The organism is Streptomyces sp. NPDC002845 (assembly GCF_053591955.1).
This window is the reverse complement of sequence record NZ_JBSFUU010000031.1, coordinates 25,809-52,559: the sequence shown is the minus strand read 5'-3', so window position 1 is coordinate 52,559 and position 26,751 is coordinate 25,809. Positions and strand designations below refer to the sequence as shown.

Below are 26,751 nucleotides of genomic sequence, written 5' to 3'. Positions count from 1 at the left end.
GCAATCGCTGGAAGGCAAAGGTCAACTCCCGTGTCCGAACCCCCCGCCACCCCCACCCCCACCTCCTCCCACCGCAGGAAGTCGCGCTTCTCCCGCCGCGGCGTGCTCGGCGGCGCAGCGGCCGTGGCCGCCGGTGCCGCTCTCACCCCGACCGTCTTCGCCGCCGGCGACGACTCCGACAACGCCCCGGCCGACAACACCCCGGCCGCCGATGCCGACAAGGGCACGAAGCCCGAGAAGTTCCCCGCCACCCGCGCCGAGACGGTCAAGGGCACCGGCGAGGCCACCACCGCCTTCGCCGCCTCCTATGTCGGCGTCCGCTGGAAGGGCGCGCAGGACGGCGTCGACGTCCTCTTCGCGAACGGCGAGGCGTCCCCCGGTACCTGGCAGCCGCTGACTGTCGGCTGCGCCACCGTCGAGGACGGCGGTACGGCGCTGGTCGCGGCCGGTGACGCGACGGCGTTCGAGGTGAAGGCCTCGGCCGGCGCGACGGGCGTGCGCTGCCGGGCGGTCGACACCACCGACGGGCCGAAGCGCACCTTCAGGGTGCCGACGGAGCCCACGCGCGTGCGTGGCGTGCGGTATTTCTCCCGTCCCGCCTGGGGCGCCGACGAGTCGAAGCGGTTCCTGGAGAACGGGGACGTCAACTCGCCCGAGCAGTACTTCCCGCTGCAGTGCATCACCGTGCACCACACGGCCACGCCGAACGACGACCCCGACCCCGCCGCGACGGTCCGGGCGATCTACGACTTCCACGCGATCACCAACGACTGGGGCGACATCGGCTACCACTTCCTCATCGACGAGTCCGGCAACGTCTACGAGGGCCGCTACTCCGATGACGACGGCATGCCCGCCTTCGACAAGGACGGCAATGTCGTCACCGGCTTCCACACCGGCGGCTTCAACTCCGGCAACCTCGGCATCGCCCTCCTCGGTACCCTGACCGAGCAGGGCCCCACGGACGCCGCCAAGGCCTCCCTGACTCGCCTGATCAGGGTGATCACGCGCGTCAAGGGCCTGGACCCGCAGGCGAAGACGACCTTCGTGAACCCGGTCAACGGCGTCGAGAGGGACGTGGAGACGATCAGCGGCCACCGTGACTGGATGGCCACCGAGTGCCCCGGCCAGACGATGTACGACCTGCTCGCCGAGGTCCGCGTGGCGGCGGCGAGGTGACGTGCACCCGGTGATCCGTCTCCGGTGACCCACCTCTGGTGACCTGCGGGGATCGGTCGCGACCGGCGCAGACTACGCTGGGAGGCTGACCGATCCCCGTGTGCAGGAGAAAAATGGCCGTCAACCTGGTCAATGTCGAGAACGTCAGCAAGGTGTACGGCACTCGTGCCCTCCTCGACGGCGTCTCGCTCGGCGTCTCCGAAGGGGACCGCATCGGAGTCGTCGGCCGCAACGGGGACGGCAAGACGACGCTGATCCGGATGCTGGCCAGGCTGGAGGAGGCCGACACCGGCCGTGTCACCCACTCCGGAGGCCTCCGCCTCGGCGTCCTCACCCAGCACGACTCCCTCGACCCCGAGGCCACCGTCCGCCACGAGGTCATCCGGGACATGGCGGACCACGAGTGGGCGGGCAACGCCAAGATCAGGGACGTACTCACCGGGCTGTTCGGCGGCCTCGACCTCCCCGGGTTCCCGCAGGGGCTCGACACGGTCATCGGCCCCCTCTCCGGCGGTGAGCGCCGCCGTATCGCCCTCGCCAAGCTGCTCATCGACGAACAGGACCTCATCGTCCTCGACGAGCCCACCAACCACCTCGACGTCGAAGGCATCGCCTGGCTGGCGAACCACCTCCGCGAGCGCCGCTCGGCCCTCGTCTGCGTCACCCACGACCGCTGGTTCCTCGACCAGGTCTGCACCCGCATGTGGGACGTACAGCGGGGCACGGTGCACGAGTACGAGGGCGGCTACTCCGACTACGTCTTCGCCCGCGCCGAACGCGAGCGCATCGCCGCCACCGAGGAGACCAAGCGGCAGAACCTCGTCCGCAAGGAGCTGGCGTGGCTGCGGCGCGGCGCCCCCGCCCGTACATCCAAGCCGCGCTTCCGCGTCGAGGCCGCCAACGAGCTGATCCAGGACGTACCGCCGCCGCGCGACAGCAGTGAACTGATGAAGTTCGCGAGCTCCCGGCTCGGCAAGACGGTCTTCGACCTGGAGGACGTGACTGTGCAGGCCGGGCCCAAGATGCTGCTCAAGCATCTGACCTGGCACCTCGGCCCCGGCGACCGCTTCGGCCTGGTGGGGGTGAACGGCGCCGGCAAGACCTCACTGCTGCGGGCCCTGGCGGACGCGGCGCGCAGCGAGGGTGAGCAGCAGCCCGCCGCCGGGCGGATCGTCGTCGGCAAGACGGTCAAGCTCGCCTACCTCTCGCAGGAGGTCGCCGAACTCGACCCCACCTGGCGGGTGCTGGAGGCCGTGCAGGCGGTCCGGGAGCGCGTCGACCTCGGCAAGGGGCGCGAGATGACCGCCGGACAGCTCTGCGAGACCTTCGGGTTCACGAAGGAGAAGCAGTGGACGCCGGTGGGGGACCTGTCCGGTGGTGAGCGGCGGCGGTTGCAGCTGCTGCGGCTGCTCATGGACGAACCCAACGTCCTCTTCCTCGACGAGCCCACCAACGACCTCGACATCGAGACCCTCACCCAGCTGGAGGACGTCCTCGACGGCTGGCCCGGCTCGATGGTGGTGATCTCCCACGACCGGTTCTTCGTCGAGCGGACGACGGACCGGGTGTACGCGCTCCTCGGCGACGCCACGCTGCGGATGCTGCCGCGCGGGATCGACGAGTACCTGGAGCGGCGCCACCGGATGGAGGAGGCCGCGGCCGCCTCCGTGCCGGTCGCCGAGAAGTCCGCCACGGCGAAGCCCTCCGCCGACCTCCGCGCCGCCAAGAAGGAACTCCAGCGGATCGAGCGGCAGTTGGACAAGGTCTCCGAGAAGGAGAGCAGGCTCCACGCGCTCATCGCCGAACACGCCACGGATTTCGCCAAGGTCGCCGAGCTCGACGCGGAGCTTCGCGAACTGGTCGGCGAGCGTGAGGAGTTGGAGATGCGGTGGCTTGAACTTGCGGAAGACGTATAACGCGTACGAGGGATGTGTGGGGGCACATCGGGCGTACGGCGGACTGCGCGCACGTCCGGTGAAGGGGGCGTGAAGGAGCGTAACGGGCGCATTACGGGCCGGTCCTCCCTTGGGAACAGGGGAGCGACCGGCCCCGGTCGTGAGAGCGTCGCAGTGATAGAAAGAGCCGTCTGACAACACCAAGAGCCATCTGGGAACCACTCTGGGCACTGAGAGCCTGTGTCATATCCCCGGCCGGGCGCACGCCGCCTGGCACGCACGCTCGCCGCGTTGCCGAAAGGCCCTAGTAGCTCCGCTACGAGGACCTTCCGGCGCCTTGCGATCGCACGCACCAGACGACGTGCGCTGATCCGGCCGGGGATATGACACAGGCTCTGACCGCGGGTGGCGAAAAATCAGTGAAGTGACTACGGGGGGAACGAGCTGTGACCCAGCCGCCCAATCATCAGCCGCCGCAGGGCGGCTTCGGAGCTCCGCAGGACCCGCCACCGCCGCAGCAGCCTCCACAGCAACAGCCTCCACAGCAACAGCCCTCGCCCCAGCAGCCCCCGCAGGGCGGCTTCGGCGACGCACCTCAAGCACCGCAGACCCCGCCGCCCCCAGCCCAGTCCCCGCAGGCGCCGCCCCCCACCCCGCCGCAGCCCCAGCCCGGCTACGGCTACCCCCAGCAACCCGGCAGCGGCCCCTACGCCCAGCCCCCCGGCCCGTACAACCAGCCTGGCCCCTACGGCTACCCCCAGCAGCCGGGCCCGTACGCCCAGCCCCAGCCGCCCGGTTACGGCTACCCGCAGCCGCAGTACCCGGGCGCGCCCGGCACCCCGCCCGGCGGCGGCAGCGGCGGCGGCAAGAGCCCCTTCAAGGGCAAGCCCGCGATGATCATCGGTGCCGCGGTGGCCGTGCTGCTGGTGATCGGCGGGACCGTGTTCGCGGTGACCCGCGGTGGTGACGACGGCGACCAGAAGAAGCCCGTCGCCAAGGAAAGCAAGGGAAGCCAGGAAAGCCAGGACAGCAAGCCGTCGGGGGACGCCTCCGCGCCCATCGACCAGGGCGACGGCAGCGGCGACGGCGACTCGGCCCCCGAGGACCTCAACGAGGGCCGCCGGCCCGGCGAGGCGAAGGTGCTCTGGTACAAGGAGGGTCCCGACGCGCCCGGTTCCGGTGCCGAGGCCCTCGGGCTGTGGATCACCGACAAGGCGGCGGTGAAGGCCGCGTACAAGCAGCTCTTCGCGTACAACGTCGACGACGGCAAGCCGACGTGGGACGCGATCACGTTCCCGGAGGAGATCTGCGCGGTCACCGAGCAGCCGACGGCCGCCGAGAAGATCATCGTGGCGTACAAGAGCGGCTCCAGCGACCGGGCCAAGTGCAACCAGCTGCAGGAGGTCGACCTCAACACCGGCGAGAAGGGCTGGACCGCCGAGGTCGAGGAGGGCGGGCTGTTCGACAGCGCGCTCCAGATCGAACTGAACGTCATGGGCAACACGTTGATGGTCGGCCGCGACCTGTCCGGTACGGCGTACGACGTGACCACCGGCAAGAAGAAGTGGGACAAGGAGAAGTACGGCGCGTCCTGCTTCCCCAGCGCGTTCACGGGCGGCGCCAAGCTGATCTCCGTGTCGTCCTGCGGTGCCGGTACGGACACCGCGCACGACGAGGTGCAGGAGCTCAACCCGGCGAACGGCAAGGCCAAGTGGACCCAGAAGATCCCCAAGGGCTGGGAGGTCCAGCGCGCCTACTCCGTCGACCCTGTCGTCCTCTACCTCACCAATGAGGAGAAGGACCAGTGGAACGTGTCCGTCCTGAAGGACGCCGACGGGACGTTCCGCTCCGAGCTCCAGGTCGACGAGTCCTTCGCGCCGGACTGCGGCTTCACGGCCCTCTCGCGTGACCTCCAGGGCTGCACGGGAGTGGCGGTCGGCGCGGACACCCTCTACCTGCCGACCGAGGCGACCGGCGGCGCGAACGAGATCGTCGCCATCAGCCTGGCCGACGGCAAGGAGAAGTGGCGCGTCAAGTCCCCGGCGGGCGAGTCGATGAAGCCGATGAAGCTGGACGGCGCGAACCTGCTGGCGTACGTCGAGCCGTCGTACGACGCGGGCGGCCAGGTCGTCTCCATCCCGACCGGCGGCAAGAGCCACAAGCCGGTGAAGCTGCTGCAGAACCCGCAGGGCACCGCGGACATCGAGAACAGCTTCTACTCGAAGGCGATCGACTACGTCGACGGGCGCTTCTACATCTCCACCACCCGGCTGACGGGCAATGACGAGGCGCAGGAGAAGCTGATGCTGGCCTACGGCGAGTAGCCGGTTCCGCCACGGCAAGGGGGCGCCGCCGCCCGTCCGGCAGCCGCCCCTCCCCACGACCACCACCCCATCCGCTCCGAAGCCTCGACCGAGGCACACGAGGTACACACGTCATGACCCAGCCGCCGCCCCCGCCGCCCAACCAGCCGCCGGGCCAGCAGCCCCCGGACCAGCCCCAGCCCCCGCAGGACCCCCCGCCGCAGGGCGGCTTCGGCGCGCCCACACCCCCGCCGCCCGCGCAGGGCCCCGGCTACGGCTACCCGCAGACGCCCCAGACCCCACCGACGCCGCCTCCGGCCCAGCAGCCCCAGTACGGCTACCCCCAGGCGGCCCAAGCGCCCCAGACACCCCCGCCCGCCCAGCCCGGCTACGGCTACCCGGGCCAGCCCCAGGGCCAGCCGCCCTCCCCGTACGCCCAGCAACCCCCGTACGGGCAGCCGCAGTACGGCTACACGCCGCCGACCACCCCGATGCATCTGCAGGCGCCCCAGAGCGGCGGCGGGCGGAAGCTCAACGCCCAGATGATGATCATCGTCGCGGCCGTCGCCGCCATCGCGCTGATCGTCGGCGGCGGGGTCTGGTACTCGTCCTCGAAGGGCAAGGACGACGACAAGAACAACTCGGCGAGCACCGACGGCGGCACCACCGGCGGCACGGACGACGAGAAGGGCACCGACGGCGGCACCGACGGGGGCGGCACCGACGGCGGTACCTCCGGCGGCGACACCAAGGCACAGGAGGAGGTCCCGGCCGACACCAGCGGCAAGGTGCTCTTCCAGGTCCCGGCGCCGGAGGTCAAGGACGACTCCACGATCGTCGTCGCGGGCTCCTGGCTGACGGACAAGGTGTACGCGAAGAGCGGCATCGCCGAGATCACCGGCTACGACCTCGCCAAGGGCTCGAAGCAGTGGACGATTCCCCTGCCCGGCCCGGTGTGCTCGGCCAGCCGCCACATCAGCGAGGACAACCGGACGGCGATCGTCCACCAGCCGGCCATGCCGACCAAGCAGACGTCCCACCACGGGTGCAGCGAGGTCACGGGCATCGACCTCGACACGGGCAAGAAGCTGTGGACGGAGACGGTCGGCGACCGGAAGCTCAACTTCGACAACGTCACCGTGAGCGGCAACACGGTCGCCGTGGGCGGCACCAACGGCGGCGCCGCCTTCGAGATCGACTCCGGCAAGCAGCTGTGGGCGCCCAAGGCCGGCGACTCCTGCTACGACAGCGGGTACGGCGGTGGCCCGGCCCTGGTGGCCATCCGCAAGTGCGGGTCCTACGACAACCGGACGCTGCACATCCAGAACGTCAACCCGGAGAACGGGACGGTGATCTCGGAGTACAAGATGGCCACCGGTATCGGGTACGCGAGCATCGTGTCGACCCAGCCGATCGTGGTGGCCGCCGACGTCGGTGACTCCGCCAAGGACGGCAGCGGTATCTCCGACTTCTTCTCCATCGACGGGAAGACCGGCGAGCTGCGCACCAAGATCACCGCGGAGAGCGAGAAGTATGCCGCCAAGTGCGACGGCATCCGGGCGGTCGAGAACTGCGTGATGCTGGCGGTCGGCAACGACAAGATCTATGTGCCGACCGAGGAGCACGACGGCTCCGGGGACTACAGCCAGACCAACGAGATCATCGCCTTCGACCTGGCCACCGGCAAGCAGACCGGCGAGCGCGCCGACGCCGGGGACGGCTACACGATCTCCCCGCTGCGCATGGACGGCCCCAACCTCCTCGCGTACAAGCGCCCGCCGTACGACAAGGGCGGCCAGATCGTGAGCATCGACGGCTCCACGTTCAAGGAGACCAAGCTCCTGGAGAACCCCGCCAGCGACTCGGTCCGCAGCGCGGAGACCAGCATGAGCCCGGAGTACGCGGAGCTTGTGTACGGCGGCGGGCGTCTGTTCATGTCCGAGATCTACGTCTCCAAGCCGTACAGCGCCGACGACAAGGAGTACCTGGTCGTCGCCTTCGGCGCCCAGTAAGCCGATCGGGCCTGGCAGCGGATCGCCCTCGCCGACGATCACTCCGGTGATGTCGGCGGGGGCATTTCCGGTTCGTAACGGACAGAGAGTGATCCGAAGAGGGCGTGAGCCGGTCGGACATGAGCCTGTGACAGGCGAGTTCATGGTGTCGTACGACAGGTCCCCTATCTTTGCCCAGTCAGGCCTGGGAGAGTCCCGAGGCATGACGGCCCGAAAGGGCTGATTCCGGTAATCCGGGGCACTTCTCTCGCGTAGGGGAAGCGCAACGTCGAACAAGCGTGTAGCTTCCGGGGGCATGAAGAGCGGGGGAGCCGGAAGCGGGGGAGCCGGAGGGGGCTTCTGTCCGTGGGGTCCAGGGGGCCGGTGGGCATACGTAGCGGGTCCGTAGTGGGGGCACTCATTGGGGGGACTGGGGGGTGGCTCGATGGGAGTGCGGCTCATGGTGGTCGACGACCACCGACTGCTCGCCGAGGCGTTGGCCTCGGCGTTGAAGCTGCGCGGGCACCGGGTGCTCGCGGCGGCGGCGCCTGCCGCGGGAGCGGCGGAGCTGGTGATCACGAGGGCACCGGAGGTGTGCCTGCTCGGTACGGCGGCACCCGCCGAGCCGGGGATCTTCGACCCGGTGGTGAGGATCAAGCGGGAGCGCCCGCAGGTGGCGGTGCTGGTGCTCGGCCCGGTGCCGAACCCGCGCGGCATCGCGGCCGCGTTCGCCGCGGGCGCCTCGGGTTACGTACGGCACGACGAGCGGATAGAGGGGGTCGAGCGCGCGATCATGAAGGCGCGCGCCGGGGAGGCCGCCGTGGCACCGCAGTTGCTCCAGAGCGCCTTCAGCGAGCTGCTCAACCCCGCGGCCCAGCCCGACGACGAGGGCCAGCGCCTGCTCCAGATGCTGACGCCGAGGGAGGTCGAGGTCCTGGTCCGGGTCGCCGACGGCGAGGACACCCGTCTGATCGCGGCCGGCATGGGCATCGCCCCCTCCACGGCCCGTACCCACGTCCAGCGCGTCCTGATGAAGCTGGGCGTCGGCTCCCGCCTGGAGGCAGCGGCCCTGGCGGCCCGCACGGGCCTGCTGGACCGGGCGGGTCCCGCCCCCGGTCCGTCGCAGCCGCCTTCGCCGTCGGAGGGGGCGGAGAAGGCGTAGGCGAGGACCGCGGGAGGCGTGAGTGCGGGGCTGTGGTTCACACTGGTGAACCACAGCCCCGCACACGTACACGGCCGTCACTCCACCCTCATCGGTCCTGTCGATGCCGCGGCCGGGCGCGGTGACGCAAGCGAGGGGTGACAGGAGCTCGCTTCTGCTGGTGTTCTTTGTTTGGTTGTGACGGTGACGCGTCTGGGGGATTGTGGTTTGATGTGTTTGGTTCTGTTTGAAGGTTTGATGGGGTACGGATGGGGAGTCCGGCGTGCTGCATCTCCCGGGGGACAACCCCCGGACCCCCGGCCGGTTCCCAGTGGCCCTCGACGGAGGGGAAAGGCGCGTTGCTGTGAAGAAGACCTCGACCCGGCTGGCCGACGGTCGTGAGCTCATCTACTACGACCTGAGTGACGACACGGTCCGCGACGCGGTCGACAAGCGACCCCTGGAGCGCACCGTCACCACGTCCGAGGTGCGGCGCGACGTGCTGCTCGGCGACTCGGTCGCGATCGCCTCGCACCGCCAGGGCCGCACGTACCACCCGCCGGCCGACGAATGCCCGCTGTGCCCCTCCGAGGGCGACCGCCTGAGCGAGATCCCGGATTCGTCGTACGACGTGGTCGTGTTCGAGAATCGTTTCCCCTCGCTCACCGGAGACTCCGGCCGCTGCGAGGTCGTCTGCTTCACCTCGGACCACAACGCGTCCTTCGCGAACCTCACCGAGGAACAGGCGGGCCTCGTCCTGGACGCGTGGACCGACCGCACGGCCGAGCTGTCGCATCTCCCCTCCGTGGAGCAGGTGTTCTGCTTCGAGAACCGGGGAGCCGAGATCGGCGTGACCCTCGGACATCCGCACGGCCAGATCTACGCCTACCCCTTCACCACCCCGCGTACTGCGCTGATGCTCAGGTCACTCGCGGCACACAAGGAGGCGACGGGCGGGGAGAACCTGTTCGACGCGGTGGTCGAGCGGGAGCGGACCGGCGAGCGGATGGTCCTGGAGACCGACCACTGGGCCGCCTTCGTCCCGTACGCCGCCCACTGGCCGTACGAGGTGCACCTCTACCCCAAGCGGCGCGTGCCCGACCTGCTCGCGCTCGACGAGGGGGCCCGCGCAGAGTTCCCCCAGGTGTATCTGGAACTCTTGAGGCGCTTCGACCGGATTTTCGGCGAGGGTGAACCGCCGACGCCGTACATCGCGGCCTGGCACCAGGCGCCGTTCGGTGTGCTGGAGGAGTTCGAAGGTGTGGTCAGGGACGACTTCGCACTCCACCTGGAGCTTTTCACCATTCGCCGCACTTCCGGCAAGCTGAAGTTCCTCGCGGGCTCCGAGTCCGGGATGAGCGTGTTCATCAACGACATCCGGCCGGAGACCGCAGCCGAGCGACTGCGAGAGGTAGCGGGTTCATGAGTGGGAAGTACCTGGTCACCGGTGGTGCGGGTTACGTGGGCAGCGTCGTCGCCCAGCATCTGCTGGAGGCGGGCCACGAGGTGGTCGTCCTCGACAACCTCTCCACGGGCTTCCGCGAGGGCGTGCCGGCGGGCGCCTCCTTCGTGGAGGGCGACATCCGCGACGCCGCCAAGTGGCTGGACTCCTCCTTCGACGCCGTCCTCCACTTCGCCGCCTGCTCCCAGGTCGGCGAGTCGGTCGTGAAGCCCGAGAAGTACTGGGACAACAACGTCGGCGGCACGATGGCGCTGCTCGCGGCGATGCGCGCGGCGGACGTACGCAAGCTGGTCTTCTCCTCCACGGCGGCCACCTACGGCGAGCCGGAGACGACGCCCATCGTCGAGACGGCCCCGACCGCCCCCACGAACCCCTACGGCGCCTCGAAGCTGGCCGTCGACCACATGATCACGGGCGAGGCCGCGGCCCACGGCCTCGGGGCGGTGTCCCTGCGCTACTTCAACGTGGCGGGCGCGTACGGCGCGTATGGCGAACGCCATGACCCCGAGTCGCACCTCATCCCGCTGGTCCTGCAGGTGGCGCAGGGCAAGCGCGACGCGATCTCCGTCTACGGCGACGACTACCCGACGCCGGACGGCACCTGCATCCGTGACTACATCCACGTCGCCGACCTGGCGGAGGCCCACCTGCTCGCGCTGACGGCGGCCGCCCCGGGCGAACACCTGATCTGCAACCTCGGCAACGGCAACGGCTTCTCCGTCCGCGAGGTCATCGAGACCGTCCGCCAGGTCACCGGGCACCCGATCCCCGAGGTCGCGGCCCCGCGACGGGGCGGCGACCCGGCGGTCCTGGTGGCCTCCGCGCGGGCGGCGCGGGAGCGGCTGGGCTGGAACCCTTCGCGGGCGGACCTCGCGGGGATCGTGGCGGACGCGTGGGAGTTCGCGCAGGGCCGAGACAAGTAAGAACGTACGTACGTGAGTGCGGAAGGGTCAGGGGTAAGGGCATGAGCGAGGCTGTCGCAGGGGCTGACGCAGTGGCTGGGACTGTCGCCGAGCGGTTCAAGGAGCTGTACGGAGCCGGGCCGGAAGGGGTGTGGGCGGCGCCGGGCCGGGTCAACCTCATCGGCGAGCACACCGACTACAACGACGGCTTCGTGATGCCGTTCGCGCTCCCGCACACCACGGTCGCGGCGGTCTCACGCCGAGCGGACGGCGTCCTGCGCCTGCACTCGTCGGACGTGGCGGGCGGGGTGGTGGAGTTCCGCCTGGACGACCTGGCACCGGAGTCGGACAGAAACTGGACGGCGTACCCGGCGGGCGTGATCTGGACCCTGCGCGACGCGGGCCACTCCGCGGTCACGGGCGCCGACATCCACCTGACCTCGACGGTGCCGACGGGCGCGGGCCTGTCGTCGTCGGCGGCGCTGGAGGTGGTCGTCGCCCTGGCCCTGAACGACCTGTACGAACTCGGCCTGGCCGGCTGGCAGTTGGCCCGCCTGTGCCAGCGCGCCGAGAACGTCTACGTGGGCGCCCCCACCGGGATCATGGACCAGACGGCGTCCGCCTGCTGCGAGGCCGGCCACGCGCTGTTCCTGGACACCCGGGACCTCTCCCAGCGCCAGATCCCCTTCGACCTGGCGGCCGAGGGCATGCGCCTCCTGGTCGTCGACACCCAGGTCAAGCACTCCCACAGCGAGGGCGAGTACGGCAAGCGCCGCGCCGGCTGCGAGAAGGGCGCGGCACTGCTGGGCGTCGACGCGCTGCGGGACGTGCCGTACGACGACCTCGACGCGGCCCTGGCCCGCCTGGGCGACGAGGAGGAGGTCCGCCGCCTGGTCCGCCACATCGTCACCGAGAACCACCGCGTGGAACAGGTGGTGTCGCTCCTGGAGTCGGGCGAGCAGAGAGCGATCGGCCCGGTCCTCGTGGACGGCCACACCTCCCTCCGCGACGACTTCCGCATCTCCTGCCCGGAACTCGACCTGGTCGTCGACACGGCCCTGGCCGCGGGCGCTGTGGGCGCCCGCATGACCGGCGGCGGCTTCGGCGGCTCCGCCATCGTCCTGGTCGAGTCGACAGACGCGGACACGGTCACCAAGGCAGTGGAGGAGGCCTTCGCCGCCGCGGGCTTCACCGCACCTCGGGTCTTCACGGCGGTGCCTTCGGAGGGGGCGCGGCGGGTGGGGTGAGGCAGCACGGTGGCTCGGTCTCAGGACTCGGCGCCGCCGTCGCCCGCGAAGCGCACCGGCGACACGAGAGCGATGCGGATCAGGCCGGGTTCGGGCGGCGGCTCATCGTAGACATAGGTGACGGTGAGTGCTGGTCGTGCGTCGGTACCTTCGAGACGCGTCGTGTAGATCTTCATGCCCCCGACGGCGCTTCGGGCTCGTCGGCCGAGCGCCGGGGTCTTCTCCAGTTCGGCGCGGAGCGCCTCGACGGCTTCGAGGGCACCTCCGCCGATGCTCTGACAACGAGCACGGGCCTCTTGCGTGATCTCGGCGACGACCTGCGGCTGCCCGTCGGTCACCGGGCAGTCCCTCGGGCCGCCCGAATCTCGGCGACGGCCGCGGCGACGGCAGTGTCGAAGTCGGGATCCTGACGGGCTGCGATCCGGCCCCTGAACTCCTCGACCAGGCGGACGATTCCGGTGAGGTCGGCTGGGTCGGCATGGTTGATCTCGCGAGCCAGCTCGGCCTCGAAGTCGTCGGCGTCGCCGGGGAAGCCGTAGCCCATGGTGAGGGCGGCACGGAGTTCGCCGATGGTACGCATGGGGGGGAGGGGGGACGGTCCGGAGTCTGCCGGGTTCGTGGTCATGGCGGTAACGGCTCCCTTTCGCGGCGTCGGTTTCACCGTACCCCGGCCCATGCGATCAGGACCTGCGGTTCTGCGGCGCTGTGTCCGGTTCGGGGACCAACCCACCATGATCCGCATCAAGGCTGTGATGAGGTCTCCTCGTTATGGGGCTTGGCGGGTGACAGCACGGCGGTCTGCGAGCCGTGTCATGGTCAGGCAGTACAGCGGTGCGAATGCGAGTTCGAGGGCGAGGGCCTGCCAGGGGGCGTCGGCCGCGGTGCTGTCGTCGGCGAGTTCACCGAAGGCGGCTGCCAGGCTGAGGGCCCAGGCGTTGTTGGCGATGTGCAGCGCGATCACCGCCTCCAGCCCGCCGGTGCGGATCACCAGTCAGCCCCACCACATCGCGGAGTACAACAGCAGGGCGAACCCGGAGAGTTCACCCAGCCCGTGCGCGAGGGCGAACAGCAGCGACGCGACCACGATTCCGGGCCACGGGGAGCGCACGGCCCGGCCGATCACCTGGACCAGCCAGCCCCGGAAGACGTACTCCTCGGCGGCCGCCTGGAACGGGACCACCGCCCACAGCACGGCCAGGCTCAACAGGAACGCGGGCCAGCCGGGAAAGCCCTGTCCCGCTTCCCCGGGCGGTTCGCTGCCCCAGGTCCACGCGATCAGCAGCCCGAACTGCAGCGCGATCAACGGGAAGGCCACGGCTGCGCACCGCCCCAGCCAGCCCCAGCGCACCCGGCCGGCGACCGATGAGACCGTGCCCGACGGGCGCTTGCCCAGGTAGCGCACCCCCCACAGGACCACGGGTATGCCGACCGAGAGCGCGGCCAGGTTCACGACCATGTCCGCGAGGGGGTCCGCGAAGACCTGCTCACTGTCCGCTGAAGTGGGTCCCGCGTCCAGCACGGCCGCCACGGTCGCACCGGCCAGGTAGACGCACAGCATTCCCACCACGACCAGCACCATGACCAGGAGCAGTTCACCCAGCCAACCGAACCTGCCTCCCTGCCCGTTCCTCCCCTGCTCGTGATATCGGGAGCCAGCCGGAGCCCGGACCGGGCCAGGCTTGGGAACGGGCCCTGCCGGGGGCAACGCCCAGCCCTGCCAGGCTGGTTCGGGAGGGAGAGGCGGCTGGCCATCGGGCAGCGGCACATCGGATCTCAAAGTAGTCGCCTTCTGTCGTCAACAGGTCCGGTTTGGTCGGTCACGGCAGGCATCAGCGCCAACAGCGCCTGGGCATCGCATGTAATGGTGTTACGAGGCCCGACTCAAGCGGCTGACAACGCCGGCGCTGAGGTGGGGAGCCCCGGTCCAGCGGAGGAGCTACAGATACCCGTTGACCCACAGGATCGTGAGGGTGATCCACATCGCGGTGAGGCTCCAGTCGAATCCGGACGTCCAGCGGCGGGCCGAGGGCCGACCCGCCTATGAGAACCGGCTGCATCTCCCCTACGGCAAACCGGTCACCGTCACCACGGACCTCGGAACCTGGACGACACCACCGGCCTGCCCCGCTACAGCGCGAAGGACCGCGAAGGACATGGGCCTCGCGCCCGGGCAATAGCGGCCACGGAGCCGCGACGTCACCCTTTGTGATGACGATCAGCGAATCCGGCGGCTACCGTGGACAGGCAGGCCGAGAATCCCGTCCATGGGAGGAATCACCATGACCGCCGAGCCGATCGCCGAGCCGACCCCTGAGCCCGCCGACGCGCCCGGCACCCGTTGGCCCGTACCACCGCGCGACGGCTACACCGTGGACGACCTGTTCACACTGCCCGACCTCCCGCCGCACACCGAGCTGATCGACGGGAGCCTGGTCTTCGTGAGTCCGCAGCGGCGTTTCCACGCCAAGATGATCGAGTTGCTGATGAACGGCCTGCGCCGCACAGTTCCGGACGAACTGAAGGTCGAGCGTCAAATGACCGTGGTACTGGATCGCCGCAACGGGCCCGAACCGGACTTGTCAGTAGTGCGCGCCGAGGCGGTCACCGGCCTGGAGCAGACCCGCTTCCGGGCAGAGGACGTCGTGCTCGCCGTCGAGGTCGTCTCCCCCGATTCCGAGGCCCGTGACCGGGACACCAAGCCCCGCAAGTACGCGGCCGCGGGCATCTCGTACTTCTGGCTGGTCGAGATGGCAGAGGGGAACCAGCACCCCGTGGTGCGGGTCTACGAGATCGACCCGGTGAACAAGACGTACGCCCTGACCGGGATCCACCACGACAAGCTCGACCTCGGTGTGCCGTATGACATCGACGTCGACATCACGCTGGACGCCCTCAAGGCCCTGTAAAAGGCCCTGTAAAAGGCCCGGTAAAAAGGGCCCAGTCAAAGGCCCTGCGCCCCCAACCGCTTCGTCAGCGTGTACTCCGTGATCCCCGGCGGATAGTCCGGGATCACGCACACCACCTCGTAGCCCCGCTTCCGGTAGAACTCCGGCGCCTGGAAGTCCCACGTCTCCAGGCGGGCGCCCCGGCAGCCCCGCTCGGTGGTGGCGATGTGTTCCGCTTCGGAGAGGAGCCGGGAGCCGAGGCCTGCGCCGCGGTGGGGTTCGGTGACCCAGAGGTAGGTCACGTGGAGCCAGGTGGCCCAGGTGTGGCCGACGAGGCCGCCGGCGAGGGTGTCCGACTCGTCCAGTAGCCACACGTGGAGCGGAACCCCGCGTTCACCTGGGGTTCCGCGGAGGGCGCGGAGGACGGGGGACGCGGCCGTGTTCGTGTCGCGGAGCCGGGAACGAAGCAAATGGCTGCGCTCTTTGTCGACTTCTGTCTCCATACGAAACATACGGCTCACCATAAACGCGCTGGCCAACCAGTTCTGCAAATTGCCTTCCGCTCCCGGCCCCCGGCCGTACCCTGATGAACAGCACCGGTGGGGGCCGGTGTTGATCAGGGGGCGAGACAGTCGGGTACGACGCCCGGAGTGGGGGTAGCAGTTCCAGCACGGCGGCGGCCGTGCGGCTGCGGCAGCCCCGACCCAGGCCAAATCCGGGGAGCACTCCGGGCGTCGTACCCGCGCCGGTCGTCCCCCGACCAGTGGGGGTTTCAGTGGTTCGCATCCGAGTCCTGGTCGTCGACGACCACCGTATCTTCGCCGAGTCGCTCGCCGCGGCCCTTGCCGCCGAGCCCGACGTCGACGTGTCCGCCGCCGGCAGCGGCCCCGCCGCGCTGCGCTGTCTGGAACGCGCGGCGGCGGAAGGCCGCAAGTTCGATGTGCTGCTGGTCGATGCCGACCTGGGAGGCAATGTCCCGGGGGCGCGGCCGGCCGTACCCGTACAAGAAGGCAACGAGGACGGGCTCGTCGACGGCATCTCGCTCGTCGTCGGCGTGCGGTCCGGGCAGCCGAGCGTACGGACCGTCGTCCTCGCCGAGAAGGACGACCCGCGGCGGGCGGCGCTCGCCCTGCAGGCCGGTGCCTCGGGGTGGGTGGCCAAGGACTGCTCGCTGTCCCGGCTGCTCACCGTCATCCGGGGTGTGCTGCGGGACGAGACGCATCTGCCGCCCGCCCTGCTGACCGGTGTGCTGCGGGAGTTGACCGCCGCGCGCAAGCACCGCACCGAGAGTGAGCGGCTCGTCGAGTCCCTCACGCCGCGTGAGCGGGAAGTGCTGCGGTGCATGGTGGCGGGGCTGGGGCGCAAGGCCGTCGCCGAGCGCCTGTTCCTGTCCCCGCACACCGTCCGTACGCATATGCAGAACGTGCTGGGCAAGCTCGGCGTCCACTCCACCCTCGCCGCCGTCGCACTCGCCCGCCGCGCCGGCGTCGGGCCTGTCGACCTAGGGCCTGCCGGGCGGATCAGGTCGGAGGAAACCAACACTGCCTGATCAACATGGGGGAGCGGGGTCATGGGGGTGCCCCCGCGCGAGCCGAGCGAAGCCGGTTCGAGCGTGGGGGAGCGTGCAGCTGCAAGGCGGAGGAGGGAGTCGACGCGGAGCGTCGGCGAGTGACGACAACGCGGCTGGGGGTCCCCCACGCACTTAAGGCAGTGGGGGAGTGCGTGCCAGACCCCGCGTCTCCGGCATGATCCGCCCGGCAGGCCCTCAGCCAGGGATGTTGTCGAACGGGGCGGTCAACTGGCGTAGCAGGCCTGCCAGTTCGCCGCGCTGGGCGGTCGACAGCTCGGCCAGGATCGCCCGTTCCTGGTCCAGGAGCCCGGACAGTGCCTGGTCCGCGCGGTCGCGGCCCTCGTCCGTCAGGCGGACCAGCACGCCCCGGCGGTCGTTCGGGTCGGGCAGGCGCTCGACCAGGCCCTTCTTGGCCAGGCGGTCGATACGGTTCGTCATCGTGCCCGAGGTGACGAGCGTCTGCGTGAGCAGCTGACCGGGGGAGAGCTGGTACGGGGTGCCCGCGCGCCGCAGCGCCGTCAGCACGTCGAACTCCCACGGCTCCAGGCTGTGCTCGGAGAACGCCAGACGGCGTGCGCGGTCCAGATGCCGGGCCAGTCTGCTCACCCGGCTCAGCACTTCCAGCGGCTCCACGTCGAGGTCAGGGCGCTCCCGGCGCCACGCTGCGACCAGTCGATCGACCTCGTCCTCCATGGCGATCAGTGTAGTGGTTGTGTCGATGTGAAGTCTCTTGATGTCGAGTTTCTTGACATCAAGAGATGGCGCGTACGGGAGTGGTGGCGCGTTCGGTGACTCCGACGGCTCCGACGGCTCTGACGGTTTCGATTACTTCGATGAGGTGCATACGTATGTCCGCCCCTACCTGGGACCCCCGCCAGTACCTGCGCCACTCCGGCCCCCGCGCCCGCGCCTTCCTCGACCTGCTGGCCCAAGTCCCCGAACTCCCCGCGAACCCTGCCGTCGGCCCTCCCCGCATCGCCGACCTCGGCTGCGGCCCCGGCAACGTCACCCGCCTCCTCGCCGACCGCTGGCCCACAGCCCGCATCACCGGGTACGACAACTCGCTTGAGATGCTCGACAGGGCCCGCGTCGACCACGAGGGCCCGACCCCGGGCGGCGGACGGCTCGACTTCGCCGAGGTGGACGTGCGTACGTGGGTGCCCCCGGAGCCGTACGACCTGATCGTCAGCAACGCGACCCTCCAGTGGGTGCCCGGCCACCTCACGCGCTTCCCCGCCTGGGTGGACGGCCTCGCCCCCGGCGGAACCTTCGCCTTCCAGGTGCCCGGCAACTTCGACTCGCCCAGCCACCGCCTGATGCGCGAACTCGCCCACTCCGCCCGCTGGAGGACCCGCCTCGGCGACACCCTCCGCCACGACGACGCCGTCCACGCCCCCGCCGCCTACCTGCGGTCACTCGCCGGTCTCGGCTGCGAGGCCGACGCCTGGGAGACGACGTATCTGCACCTCCTGCAGGGCGAGGACCCGGTGCTCGACTGGGTGAAGGGGACAGGCCTGCGCCCCGTCCTCACCGCCCTCGCCGACGACCCGCGGGCCACGGAGGAGTTCATCGGCGAGTACCGCGAGGCGCTCCGCGGGGCCTATCCCGCCACCGCCCACGGCACCGTCTTCCCGTTCCGCCGCATCTTCGTCGTCGCGCGGAAGCGGAAGGGGGCGTGACGCCCAGATGCTGGTCGCCTTCGATCACGTTCTGCTCGCCGCCCCGCCGGGGTCCGAGAGCGCCCTGCGCGCGTTCTACGTCGATGTCCTCGGGATGACCGAGATCCCCAAGCCGGCGGTGCTCGCCGCGCGCGGTGGCTGCTGGTTCCGGGCGGGGGACGTCGTACTGCACCTCGGGATCGAGGAGGGCTGTCGGCCGCCGGGGAAGGCCCATCCGGGGCTGCGGGTGCGGGACATCGAGGCGTACGCGGACCGGATCGCCGGGTGCGGGGTGCCGGTCACCTGGGACGACGACCTTCCTGGTCACCGCCGCTTCTATGCGGAGGATCCGGTCGGCAACCGGCTGGAGTTCCTGGAGCCGACGGGCTGACGGGCGCGAGGTGCGCGACGTGCGCGGGCCAATGTTGTGCAGGATGTTGACGGCCGATATGAGTACGCCTACTTTCACGGTGTCCTCCTCCCTCGCGTGCAGGTGAGGGAGGAGATCGTCTCGTGAACCGTCGTACCACCGGTACGGGACGGAGGGATCGCGTACGGCCGCCCGTACTCCCCTATCGGACGGCCGTACGCTTACCGCTGTGGAGGACGACACGGACGACACGGACGGCATGGACGGCATGCTGGATGGACCCGAGGCCCGTAACGGCGGCGGCATCGACGAGGCTCCGCAACTGCGCCCCCAGTCCCTCGTGCTGACCTTCTTCGGCAACCATCTGCTGGAGAAGGGGGAGGGCGAGAGCGACCTCGGCGTGTACTCGGGCAGCATCATCGACGTACTCGGGCGGGTCGGTACGGGCGAGCAGGCGGTGCGGTCCACGCTGACGCGGATGGTGGGCCGGGGGCTGCTGCGGCGGCAGCGCGAGGGGCGGAAGATGTTCTTCGGGCTCACCCCGCACGCCCAGGGCATCCTGCGCGACGGCGGACAGCGGATCTGGCGCGACGGCGCGGTCAACGAGGACTGGGACGGCACCTGGACCCTCCTCGGCTTCTCCCTCCCCGAGTCCTGGCAGCGCCAGCGTCACGACCTGCGCTCCCGGCTCACCTGGTCCGGCTTCGGCGCCCTCTACAGCGGGCTGTGGATCGCGCCCGGCCACGCCGACGTCCGGGGCGTCGTCTCCGAACTCGGCCTCGACGCTCACGTCAAGGTCTTCCACGCCCGCGCCGACGAGTTCACCGACGTCGGCCTGATGATCCGCGAGAGCTGGGACCTGGAGACCCTCGCGGCGCGGTACGTCGCCTTCGACAAGAGGTGGACGGCCGCCGCCGGTGCCTCGGCCGAACCCATCGCGACCCGGCTGCGCCTCGTCGCCGAGTGGCTCCGCGTCATCCGCACCGACCCCCGCCTCCCGGTCCAGCACCTGCCCCCGCAGTGGCCCGCCCGGCAGGCCCAGGAGACGTTCCGCAGGATCGCCCGGCAGACGGAGGGGGCGGCGCGGAGGGCGGCCGGGGAGGTGCTCGAAACGACGCCGCTGCGGGCGGCGACGGGAGACCGGGGGCTGTCCTAGGGCGTACGGCCCAGGTGGGTGACGAGGATGCGGATGATTTCGTCGTCGATCCTGTACAGGACCCGGTAGCCGCCGACGTGCAGGCGGCGTACATCCTGTGATCCGTACGGAACGGAATTGTCTGGACGAGGTTGGGCGGCCAGGGTGTCCACGGTTTCATAGACGGCGGCCGGCCCGGCGGGGTCGTCCTTGAGGAACCGCGCGGCCGCGTTGGTGGCGCGCGGTTCCCAGATGATCTCGTAGGTCACTTACCGCAGCCCCAGCATCCGGCCGACCTCTTCATGCGGGATGCCCGGCCCCAGAGTCCCGCGCTCCTTCTTGAGCTCGTACTCGGCCAACGCCAGCGCGTCCTCGAAATCCTCTATCACCTGGGGGGAGATGAGGAGCGCGGCCACGTGCCCGTGGTCGGTGAGGGCGATGGTCTCGCGGCCGTGGGCGGCGCGGCGGACCAGGTCGCCGAGCTGGGAGCGGGCTGCGCTGATGGCAATCTCAGTCATACGCGCATGGTTCCACAAGGTTTATCTGTGGTCCACTAGGTTCATCACTTCGAGTGGCTGTCAGCTCTTCCGATGCCCGATCAACCGCGGCCTCTGCTCCAGCCCGTCCAGCCCGTGCCACGCCAGGTTCACCAGATGCGCCGCCACCTCCGCCTTCTTCGGGCGGCGTACGTCCAGCCACCACTGGCCGGTCAGCGCGACCATGCCGACCAGGGCCTGGGCGTAGAGGGGGGCGAGCTTGGGGTCGAAGCCGCGGCTCTTGAACTCGCGGCCGAGGATGTCCTCCACCTGGGTGGCGATGTCCGAGATGAGGGACGCGAACGAACCCGTGGACTGGGGAATCGGGGAGTCGCGGACGAGGATGCGGAAGCCGTCCGTGTACTCCTCGATGTAGTCCAGCAAGGCGAAGGCCGCCTGCTCGCACAGTTCACGGGGATGGCCCGCCGTCAGCGAGCTCGTCACCATGTCCAGCAGGCGGCGCATCTCGCGGTCCACCACGACCGCGTACAGCCCTTCCTTGCCGCCGAAGTGCTCGTAGACCACCGGCTTGGAGACGCCGGCCTTGGCCGCGATCTCCTCCACCGACGTGCCCTCGAAGCCCTTGGCGGCGAAGAGGGTTCGACCGACCTCAAGAAGCTGCTGGCGTCTTTCGGCGCCTGTCATCCGGGTGCGGCGGGCCCGCCGCGGCTTCTCGTTGCCAGGGGTGTTGCTGGAGTCGGTCGCCACCCGTCAATCATGCCGCGTCGGCGGTCTCCTTCTTGCGCCGGGAGGGCGCCTTGCCCGTGATACGGCGCGAATCGATACGCGAGCGTGACGGCCAGCGCACGTCGTACGCCCAGCCGAACGCCTCGAACCAGCGGATGATCCGCGCGGAGGAGTCCAGCTGGCCGCGCTCCACACCGTGCCGCGCCGAGGTCGGGTCGGCGTGGTGCAGGTTGTGCCACGACTCGCCGCAGGACAGGACCGCCAGCCACCACACGTTGCCCGAACGGTCACGCGACTTGAACGGGCGCTTGCCGACGGCGTGGCAGATCGAGTTGATCGACCACGTCACGTGGTGCAGCAGCGCGACCCGGACCAGCGAACCCCAGAAGAACGCCGTGAACGCCCCCCACCAGGACATCGTCACCAGACCGCCGATCAGGGGCGGAAGCGCCAGCGACACGGCCGTCCACAGGATGAACTGGCGGGAGATCGCGCGGATCGCCCCGTCCTTGATCAGGTCCGGCGCGTACTTGTCCTGCGGCGTCTGCTCCTCGTCGAACATCCAGCCGACGTGCGCCCACCACAGGCCCTTCATCAGCGCCGGGATCGTCTCGCCGAACCGCCACGGCGAGTGCGGGTCGCCCTCCGCGTCGGAGAACTTGTGGTGCTTGCGGTGGTCGGCCACCCAGCGGACGAGAGGCCCCTCGACCGCCAGCGAGCCCATGAGGGCGAGCGCGATCCGCAGCGGCCGCCTGGCCTTGAAGGAACCGTGCGTGAAGTAACGGTGGAAGCCGATCGTGATGCCGTGGCAGCCCAGGAAGTAGAAGAAGACCAGCAGACCGAGGTCCAGCCAGCTCACTCCCCAGCCCCAGGCCAGCGGCACCGCCGCGACCAGCGCCAGAAACGGAACGGTGATGAAGAGCAGCAGGGTGATCTGCTCGATCGAACGCTTCTGCTCGCCGCCCAGCGTCGCCGAGGGCGTGGGTGCACCGGAGGCGGCCCGGGACGTCTGGGATGTCTTGGATGTCTGGGAATCGTTCGACTTCGGGGCGTCGTCGATCACATCGGAACTTGTGGTCATGGGGGCGTCCCCTGTGGGGTCGAGGGTGGAGGCAGATGCCTGGGGCAACGGCCGGTCGGAACCTCCGGGTTCCCTACGGTTCCGTAACCTACGGCATCGTAAGTATGGCAGTGCGTTGCTCTGCGGCAAGAGCCCGAGAGCCTGCGCGTCCGCATGGACACCTATCCTTGGAATCGGTCGGACAGCGCGGTCCGCTCTGATTTCTGCCCGGATGCCCGGTCCCTAAGCGGATTCCCGTAGGGCCCGCCGCCCGACCGGAACCCGGGTTCCCTCCCAGACGAGCTTCAACACTGCAAGGAGCCGCACCTGTGAGCAGTGCCGACGACCAGACCACCACGGTCAGCAGCGAGCTGCGCGCCGACATCCGGCGCCTGGGCGATCTGCTGGGCGAGACCCTCGTCCGGCAGGAGGGCCCCGAGCTCCTGGACCTGGTCGAACGGGTCCGCCGCCTGACCCGCGAGGACGGCGAGGCCGCCGCCGAGCTGCTGCGCGGCACCGAACTCCAGACAGCGGGCAAGCTGGTCCGCGCCTTCTCCACCTACTTCCACCTCGCCAACGTCACCGAACAGGTCCACCGAGGCCGCGAACTGCGCGCCAAGCGCGCCGCCGAGGGCGGACTCCTCTCCCGTACGGCCGACCGGCTCAAGGACGCCGACCCCGAGCACCTGCGGGAAACCGTCAAGCACCTCAACGTCCGCCCGGTCTTCACCGCCCACCCCACCGAGGCCGCCCGCCGCTCGGTGCTGAACAAGCTGCGCCGCATCGCCGCCCTGCTGGAGACCCCCGTCATCGAAGCGGACCGCCGCCGCTACGACACCCGCCTGGCCGAGAACATCGACCTCGTCTGGCAGACCGACGAGCTGCGCGTCGTACGCCCCGAACCCGCCGACGAGGCCCGCAACGCCATCTACTACCTCGACGAACTCCACGCCGGCGCCGTCGGCGACGTACTGGAGGACCTCACCGCCGAGCTGGAGCGCGTCGGCGTCACCCTCCCGGACGACACCCGCCCCCTCACCTTCGGCACCTGGATCGGCGGCGACCGCGACGGCAACCCGAACGTCACCCCCGAGGTCACCTGGGAAGTCCTGATCCTCCAGCACGAGCACGGCATCAACGACGCCCTCGAACTGATCGACGAACTCCGCGGCTTCCTCTCCAACTCCATCCGCTACACGGGCGCGACGGAGGAACTCCTGACCTCCCTCCAGGCCGACCTGGAAGCCCTCCCCGAGATCAGCCCCCGCTACAAGCGCCTCAACGCCGAGGAGCCCTACCGGCTCAAGGCCACCTGCATCCGGCAGAAGCTCGCCAACACCAAGCAGCGCCTGGCCAAGGGCACCGCACACGAGCCCGGCCGCGACTACCTCGGCACCGGCGAACTGCTCCGCGACCTCACGCTCATCCAGACCTCCCTGCGCGAACACCGCGGCGGCCTGTTCGCCGACGGCCGCATGGACCGCACCATCCGTACCCTCGCCGCCTTCGGCCTCCAGCTCGCCACCATGGACGTCCGCGAACACGCCGACGCCCACCACCACGCCCTCGGCCAGCTCTTCGACCGCCTCGGCGAGGAGTCCTGGCGGTACGAGGACATGCCCCGCGACTACCGGCACAAGCTCCTCGCCAAGGAACTCCGCTCCCGCCGCCCCCTCGCCCCGACCCCCGCCCCCCTCGACGCCGCCGGACAGAAGACCCTCGGCGTGTTCGAGACGGTCAAGAAGGCCCTGGCGGTCTTCGGCCCCGAGGTCATCGAGTCCTACATCATCTCCATGTGCCAGGGCGCCGACGACGTCTTCGCCGCCACCGTCCTCGCCCGCGAGGCCGGCCTGATCGACCTCCACGCCGGCTGGGCCAAGATCGGCATCGTGCCGCTGCTGGAGACGACGGACGAGCTGAAGGCCGCGGACACGATCCTGGAGGACATGCTCGCGGACCCGTCGTACCGGCGGCTGGTCGCGCTGCGCGGCGACGTGCAGGAGGTCATGCTCGGCTACTCGGACTCCTCCAAGTTCGGCGGCATCACGACATCCCAGTGGGAGATCCACCGCGCCCAGCGCCGCCTGCGCGACGTCGCCCACCGCTACGGCGTACGCCTGCGCCTCTTCCACGGCCGCGGCGGCACCGTCGGCCGTGGCGGCGGGCCCTCGCACGACGCGATCCTCGCCCAGCCCTGGGGCACCCTGGAGGGCGAGGTCAAGGTCACCGAGCAGGGCGAGGTCATCTCCGACAAGTACCTGATCCCCTCCCTGGCCCGGGAGAACCTGGAGCTGACGGTCGCGGCCACCCTCCAGGCCTCCGCCCTGCACACCGCGCCGCGTCAGCCGGAGGAGGCGCTGGCCCGCTGGGACGCGGCCATGGACGTCGTCTCCGACGCCGCCCACGCCGCCTACCGCCGCCTGGTCGAGGACCCCGACCTGCCCGCCTACTTCTTCGCCGCCACCCCCGTCGACCAGCTCGCCGACCTGCACCTCGGCTCACGCCCGTCACGCAGGCCCGACTCCGGAGCCGGACTGGACGGACTGCGCGCCATCCCCTGGGTGTTCGGCTGGACCCAGTCACGCCAGATCGTGCCCGGCTGGTTCGGCGTCGGCTCCGGCCTCAAGGCCCTGCGCGAGGCCGGCCTCGGCACTGTCCTGGAAGAGATGCACGAACAGTGGCACTTCTTCCGCAACTTCATCTCCAACGTCGAGATGACCCTCTCCAAGACCGACCTGCGCATCGCCCGCCACTACGTCGACACCCTGGTGCCGGATGAGCTGAAGCACGTGTTCGCCACCATCGAGGCCGAGCACGAACTCACCGTCCGCGAGGTCCTCAGCATCACCGGCGAGACCCAGCTCCTGGACGCCAACCCCGTCCTCCAGCAGACCTTCGCCATCCGCGACGCCTACCTCGACCCGATCTCCTACCTCCAGGTCACCCTCCTCAAGCGCCAGCGCGACGCCGCCACCGCCGGCGAAACCCCCGACCCGCTGCTCTCCCGCGCCCTGCTCCTCACCGTCAACGGCGTGGCAGCGGGCCTGCGCAACACCGGCTGACGGTTCCTGAACACGACGGTGCCCCCATGGCCGTACGACCATGGGGGCACCGTTCGTTCGTCCAGGCCTCAGGCGCTCAGCCCTGGGCGCCCGCCTTGCGGCGGCGGAAGACCAGATAGCCACCGGCGCCGAGGAGCGCGGCCGCGGCGGCGGACAGGATGCCGACCGGGGCGCTGCTGCCGGTCTCGGCCAGGTCACCGCCGGTGTCACCCTGGGGGGACGCGGCCGGAGATGCGCCCTCGTCGGCCGACTCGCCGGCCGTCGGCTCGGAGTCCGGCTCCGTGGTCGGCTCGGTGCTCGTGCCGGGAGTCGGCGAGGCGGAGGTGTCGGTCTCGGTCTCGTCCGTCTCGTCGGTGTCGTCCGAGTCGTCGGTGTCATCGGCGTCAGTGTCGGTGTCGGTGTCGTCGGAGCCGCCCGTCTCCGTGTCGTCCGTCACCGTCACCGGGCAGGTGTGCGACAGGTTGAACTTCTCCAGGTCGCCACCGCGCACCTCGGCGACCGCGGAGGTCAGCTCGGCGCCGGGCTCCGACCACACATAGGCGTGCTTGTCGTTGGGCGGACCGAAGACGGTCAGCTCCTGCTCGCCGCCCGGCTCGAACGTCACCGTCAGCTTCACGAAGTCCGACTTTTTCGTCGGCAGTACGAAGTGCCAGCCGTCCTGCCCGTCGGGAACGCCCGGGCACTCGTCCCTGCTCTTCTGGTCGGCGCCGTCGTCGTCGGTGGTCGCGGTACGCGGGAGCTGCTGCCGCAGCTGCACGGTGTACGTGTCGTCACCGGTGGCGAACGCCGGAGCGGCGGCGCCCGCGACAAGGAGCACCGAAGCGAGGGAGCAAGCGGCGGGCAGTACGGCACCGCCGGCCCGACGGGCACGGGGATTGCGCATGAAGAGACACCTCTGGCACAGGAAACGGGCTGGCCGTGGGGGGCGGCGGCTCAGCATCCTGAGAACGACCAGATCAGGTCAAGTGGCTGAACAGCACTTCTGCCCCATGTGTCACACAACGTCGCAATGATCCCGGATAACGATCGGAGAACGTACGCGCTTTCTACCTACATAAGGCCGAATGAGGCCGAATAAAACCGAACGGGGAGGTCACAACGCCACCCAGGCCGCCGTCATCAACGCCAGCCCCGACCCGCCCATCACCCACGCCAGCCGGTTCAACCGCAGCCCGCCCGCCACAACCACCGAGGCCAGCAACAGGGCACCGCCCAGAGGCACCCACGCATACAGAAGCCCCGCAGGCCCCGTCCGCACCACCTCACCACTGCCCGGCTTCACAGCCACGGCGTACGTCCGCCCCGGCTCCCCCGCCACCAACCGCCCGATCTCTACCCGCTCACGCGCCTGGGAACCCACCGACGTCGGCACGTAAGGACCCGTGCACACGTCGTCCCCGCACCGCGCCACCGTCATCGTGCCCCGCTCGCGCCCCTTGCCCAGCATCACGTGCTGCGCCGTCCCCCACGAGGCCCACACCCCCGCGATCAGGATCAACACCGCGACCGTACCCATCACCGCGAGCCGCCCGAACCGCAGCGCGGCGTGCGCGCCCCGAGAGGAGGTGACCGCAGAAGACATGGCGGCGATCCTTGGCCATGGTCCTGCGGCCGGTCAACTCACGCGGGGGACAAGTCACCAGTTGTGCGCGTACATCGGCCGGCATC

The 26,751-nt window shown here is 70.0% G+C and carries 25 protein-coding genes and 1 pseudogene; 15 read left to right on the top strand and 11 right to left on the bottom strand.

From position 1 onward, the window contains the following. Positions 1-30: 30 nt before the first annotated feature. From ACWD3C_RS23200 to galK, 8 genes are all read left to right on the top strand, one after another. Positions 31-1,179 (top strand): peptidoglycan recognition protein family protein, encoded by a 1,149-nt coding sequence (locus tag ACWD3C_RS23200; RefSeq protein WP_451146799.1) that lies wholly within the window; start codon positions 31-33, stop codon positions 1,177-1,179. Positions 1,180-1,292: 113 nt separating this feature from the next. Further along, on the top strand, positions 1,293-3,095 hold the full coding sequence (locus tag ACWD3C_RS23195) for an ABC-F family ATP-binding cassette domain-containing protein (protein ID WP_451146797.1): 1,803 nt from the start codon (positions 1,293-1,295) through the stop codon (positions 3,093-3,095). 425 nt (positions 3,096-3,520) lie between these two features. Beyond that, on the top strand, positions 3,521-5,398 hold the full coding sequence (locus ACWD3C_RS23190; RefSeq protein WP_451146795.1) for an outer membrane protein assembly factor BamB family protein: 1,878 nt from the start codon (positions 3,521-3,523) through the stop codon (positions 5,396-5,398). 113 nt (positions 5,399-5,511) lie between these two features. Next, positions 5,512-7,389: an outer membrane protein assembly factor BamB family protein gene (locus tag ACWD3C_RS23185; protein WP_451146793.1), complete on the top strand. Its 1,878-nt coding sequence runs from the start codon at positions 5,512-5,514 to the stop codon at positions 7,387-7,389. A 424-nt stretch (positions 7,390-7,813) separates the two neighbouring features. Next, positions 7,814-8,530: a helix-turn-helix transcriptional regulator gene (locus ACWD3C_RS23180; protein ID WP_451146791.1), complete on the top strand. Its 717-nt coding sequence runs from the start codon at positions 7,814-7,816 to the stop codon at positions 8,528-8,530. 343 nt (positions 8,531-8,873) lie between these two features. Next, positions 8,874-9,935 (top strand): galactose-1-phosphate uridylyltransferase, encoded by a 1,062-nt coding sequence (gene galT / locus ACWD3C_RS23175; RefSeq protein WP_451146789.1) that lies wholly within the window; start codon positions 8,874-8,876, stop codon positions 9,933-9,935. Beyond that, positions 9,932-10,894 carry a UDP-glucose 4-epimerase GalE gene (galE, locus tag ACWD3C_RS23170; protein ID WP_451146787.1) on the top strand — a complete coding sequence of 321 codons (963 nt, stop codon included), beginning with the start codon at positions 9,932-9,934 and terminating at the stop codon, positions 10,892-10,894. The genes galT and galE overlap by 4 nt, the downstream gene beginning before the upstream one ends. 41 nt (positions 10,895-10,935) lie before the next feature. Then, positions 10,936-12,120, top strand: coding sequence for a galactokinase (gene galK / locus ACWD3C_RS23165; RefSeq protein WP_451146785.1), 1,185 nt, complete (start codon positions 10,936-10,938; stop codon positions 12,118-12,120). A 20-nt stretch (positions 12,121-12,140) separates the two neighbouring features. Here the strand turns inward: galK and ACWD3C_RS23160 are convergent, their stop codons facing one another. The 3 genes and pseudogenes from ACWD3C_RS23160 to ACWD3C_RS23150 form a co-directional block, all read right to left on the bottom strand. Beyond that, positions 12,141-12,458, bottom strand: coding sequence for a hypothetical protein (locus tag ACWD3C_RS23160; RefSeq protein WP_451146783.1), 318 nt, complete (start codon positions 12,456-12,458; stop codon positions 12,141-12,143). Further along, the gene (locus ACWD3C_RS23155; protein ID WP_451146781.1) at positions 12,455-12,700 is read right to left on the bottom strand and encodes a hypothetical protein; all 246 of its coding nucleotides are present in this window, start codon (positions 12,698-12,700) and stop codon (positions 12,455-12,457) included. Before ACWD3C_RS23155 ends, ACWD3C_RS23160 begins: the two co-directional genes overlap by 4 nt. A gap of 186 nt (positions 12,701-12,886) precedes the next feature. Then, a pseudogene (locus tag ACWD3C_RS23150) lies at positions 12,887-13,825 on the bottom strand (CPBP family intramembrane glutamic endopeptidase). A 244-nt stretch (positions 13,826-14,069) separates the two neighbouring features. On the opposite strand from ACWD3C_RS23150, the gene ACWD3C_RS23145 reads away from it, so the two are divergent. Both ACWD3C_RS23145 and ACWD3C_RS23140 read left to right on the top strand, forming a co-directional pair. Further along, the gene (locus tag ACWD3C_RS23145; protein WP_451146779.1) at positions 14,070-14,297 is read left to right on the top strand and encodes a hypothetical protein; all 228 of its coding nucleotides are present in this window, start codon (positions 14,070-14,072) and stop codon (positions 14,295-14,297) included. Positions 14,298-14,399: 102 nt separating this feature from the next. Continuing rightward, positions 14,400-15,026: a Uma2 family endonuclease gene (locus ACWD3C_RS23140; RefSeq protein WP_451146904.1), complete on the top strand. Its 627-nt coding sequence runs from the start codon at positions 14,400-14,402 to the stop codon at positions 15,024-15,026. Between the two features lie 35 nt (positions 15,027-15,061). Here ACWD3C_RS23140 and ACWD3C_RS23135 read toward each other — a convergent pair whose 3' ends face one another. Next, the gene (locus ACWD3C_RS23135; protein WP_451146777.1) at positions 15,062-15,529 is read right to left on the bottom strand and encodes a GNAT family N-acetyltransferase; all 468 of its coding nucleotides are present in this window, start codon (positions 15,527-15,529) and stop codon (positions 15,062-15,064) included. A 251-nt stretch (positions 15,530-15,780) separates the two neighbouring features. Here ACWD3C_RS23135 and ACWD3C_RS23130 point away from each other — a divergent pair, with 251 nt between their 5' ends. Next, positions 15,781-16,554, top strand: coding sequence for a LuxR C-terminal-related transcriptional regulator (locus tag ACWD3C_RS23130; protein WP_451146775.1), 774 nt, complete (start codon positions 15,781-15,783; stop codon positions 16,552-16,554). Positions 16,555-16,770: 216 nt separating this feature from the next. Here ACWD3C_RS23130 and tamR read toward each other — a convergent pair whose 3' ends face one another. Next, entirely contained in the window at positions 16,771-17,268 is a 498-nt protein-coding gene (gene tamR / locus ACWD3C_RS23125; RefSeq protein WP_451146773.1) for a MarR family transcriptional regulator TamR, read from the bottom strand. 155 nt (positions 17,269-17,423) lie between these two features. Between tamR and ACWD3C_RS23120 the strand changes: the two genes are divergently transcribed. From ACWD3C_RS23120 to ACWD3C_RS23110, 3 genes are all read left to right on the top strand, one after another. After that, a complete protein-coding gene (locus tag ACWD3C_RS23120) occupies positions 17,424-18,254 on the top strand; it encodes a trans-aconitate 2-methyltransferase (RefSeq protein WP_451146771.1) in 831 nt (276 codons plus the stop codon). Between the two features lie 7 nt (positions 18,255-18,261). Beyond that, on the top strand, positions 18,262-18,624 hold the full coding sequence (locus ACWD3C_RS23115; RefSeq protein ID WP_451146769.1) for a VOC family protein: 363 nt from the start codon (positions 18,262-18,264) through the stop codon (positions 18,622-18,624). Positions 18,625-18,871: 247 nt separating this feature from the next. Continuing rightward, positions 18,872-19,759, top strand: coding sequence for a PaaX family transcriptional regulator (locus ACWD3C_RS23110; RefSeq protein ID WP_451146902.1), 888 nt, complete (start codon positions 18,872-18,874; stop codon positions 19,757-19,759). Here the strand turns inward: ACWD3C_RS23110 and ACWD3C_RS23105 are convergent. The 4 genes from ACWD3C_RS23105 to ACWD3C_RS23090 are packed head-to-tail and all read right to left on the bottom strand — an operon-like array spanning position 19,756 to position 22,042. Further along, positions 19,756-20,007, bottom strand: a complete 252-nt coding sequence (locus ACWD3C_RS23105) for a type II toxin-antitoxin system RelE family toxin (RefSeq protein WP_451146767.1) — start codon at positions 20,005-20,007, stop codon at positions 19,756-19,758. The genes ACWD3C_RS23110 and ACWD3C_RS23105 overlap by 4 nt on opposite strands. After that, positions 20,008-20,256, bottom strand: a complete 249-nt coding sequence (locus ACWD3C_RS23100; protein WP_451146765.1) for a type II toxin-antitoxin system Phd/YefM family antitoxin — start codon at positions 20,254-20,256, stop codon at positions 20,008-20,010. 60 nt (positions 20,257-20,316) lie between these two features. Next, positions 20,317-20,982, bottom strand: coding sequence for a TetR family transcriptional regulator (locus ACWD3C_RS23095; protein WP_451146763.1), 666 nt, complete (start codon positions 20,980-20,982; stop codon positions 20,317-20,319). Between the two features lie 7 nt (positions 20,983-20,989). Next, the gene (locus ACWD3C_RS23090) at positions 20,990-22,042 is read right to left on the bottom strand and encodes an acyl-CoA desaturase (protein ID WP_451146761.1); all 1,053 of its coding nucleotides are present in this window, start codon (positions 22,040-22,042) and stop codon (positions 20,990-20,992) included. A 308-nt stretch (positions 22,043-22,350) separates the two neighbouring features. Here ACWD3C_RS23090 and ppc point away from each other — a divergent pair, with 308 nt between their 5' ends. Next, the gene (gene ppc, locus ACWD3C_RS23085) at positions 22,351-25,083 is read left to right on the top strand and encodes a phosphoenolpyruvate carboxylase (RefSeq protein ID WP_451146759.1); all 2,733 of its coding nucleotides are present in this window, start codon (positions 22,351-22,353) and stop codon (positions 25,081-25,083) included. A 76-nt stretch (positions 25,084-25,159) separates the two neighbouring features. Here the strand turns inward: ppc and ACWD3C_RS23080 are convergent, their stop codons facing one another. Further along, positions 25,160-25,966 carry an LPXTG cell wall anchor domain-containing protein gene (locus ACWD3C_RS23080; RefSeq protein WP_451146758.1) on the bottom strand — a complete coding sequence of 269 codons (807 nt, stop codon included), beginning with the start codon at positions 25,964-25,966 and terminating at the stop codon, positions 25,160-25,162. 210 nt (positions 25,967-26,176) lie between these two features. Further along, positions 26,177-26,665 carry a hypothetical protein gene (locus ACWD3C_RS23075; RefSeq protein ID WP_451146756.1) on the bottom strand — a complete coding sequence of 163 codons (489 nt, stop codon included), beginning with the start codon at positions 26,663-26,665 and terminating at the stop codon, positions 26,177-26,179. Positions 26,666-26,751 lie beyond the last annotated feature (86 nt).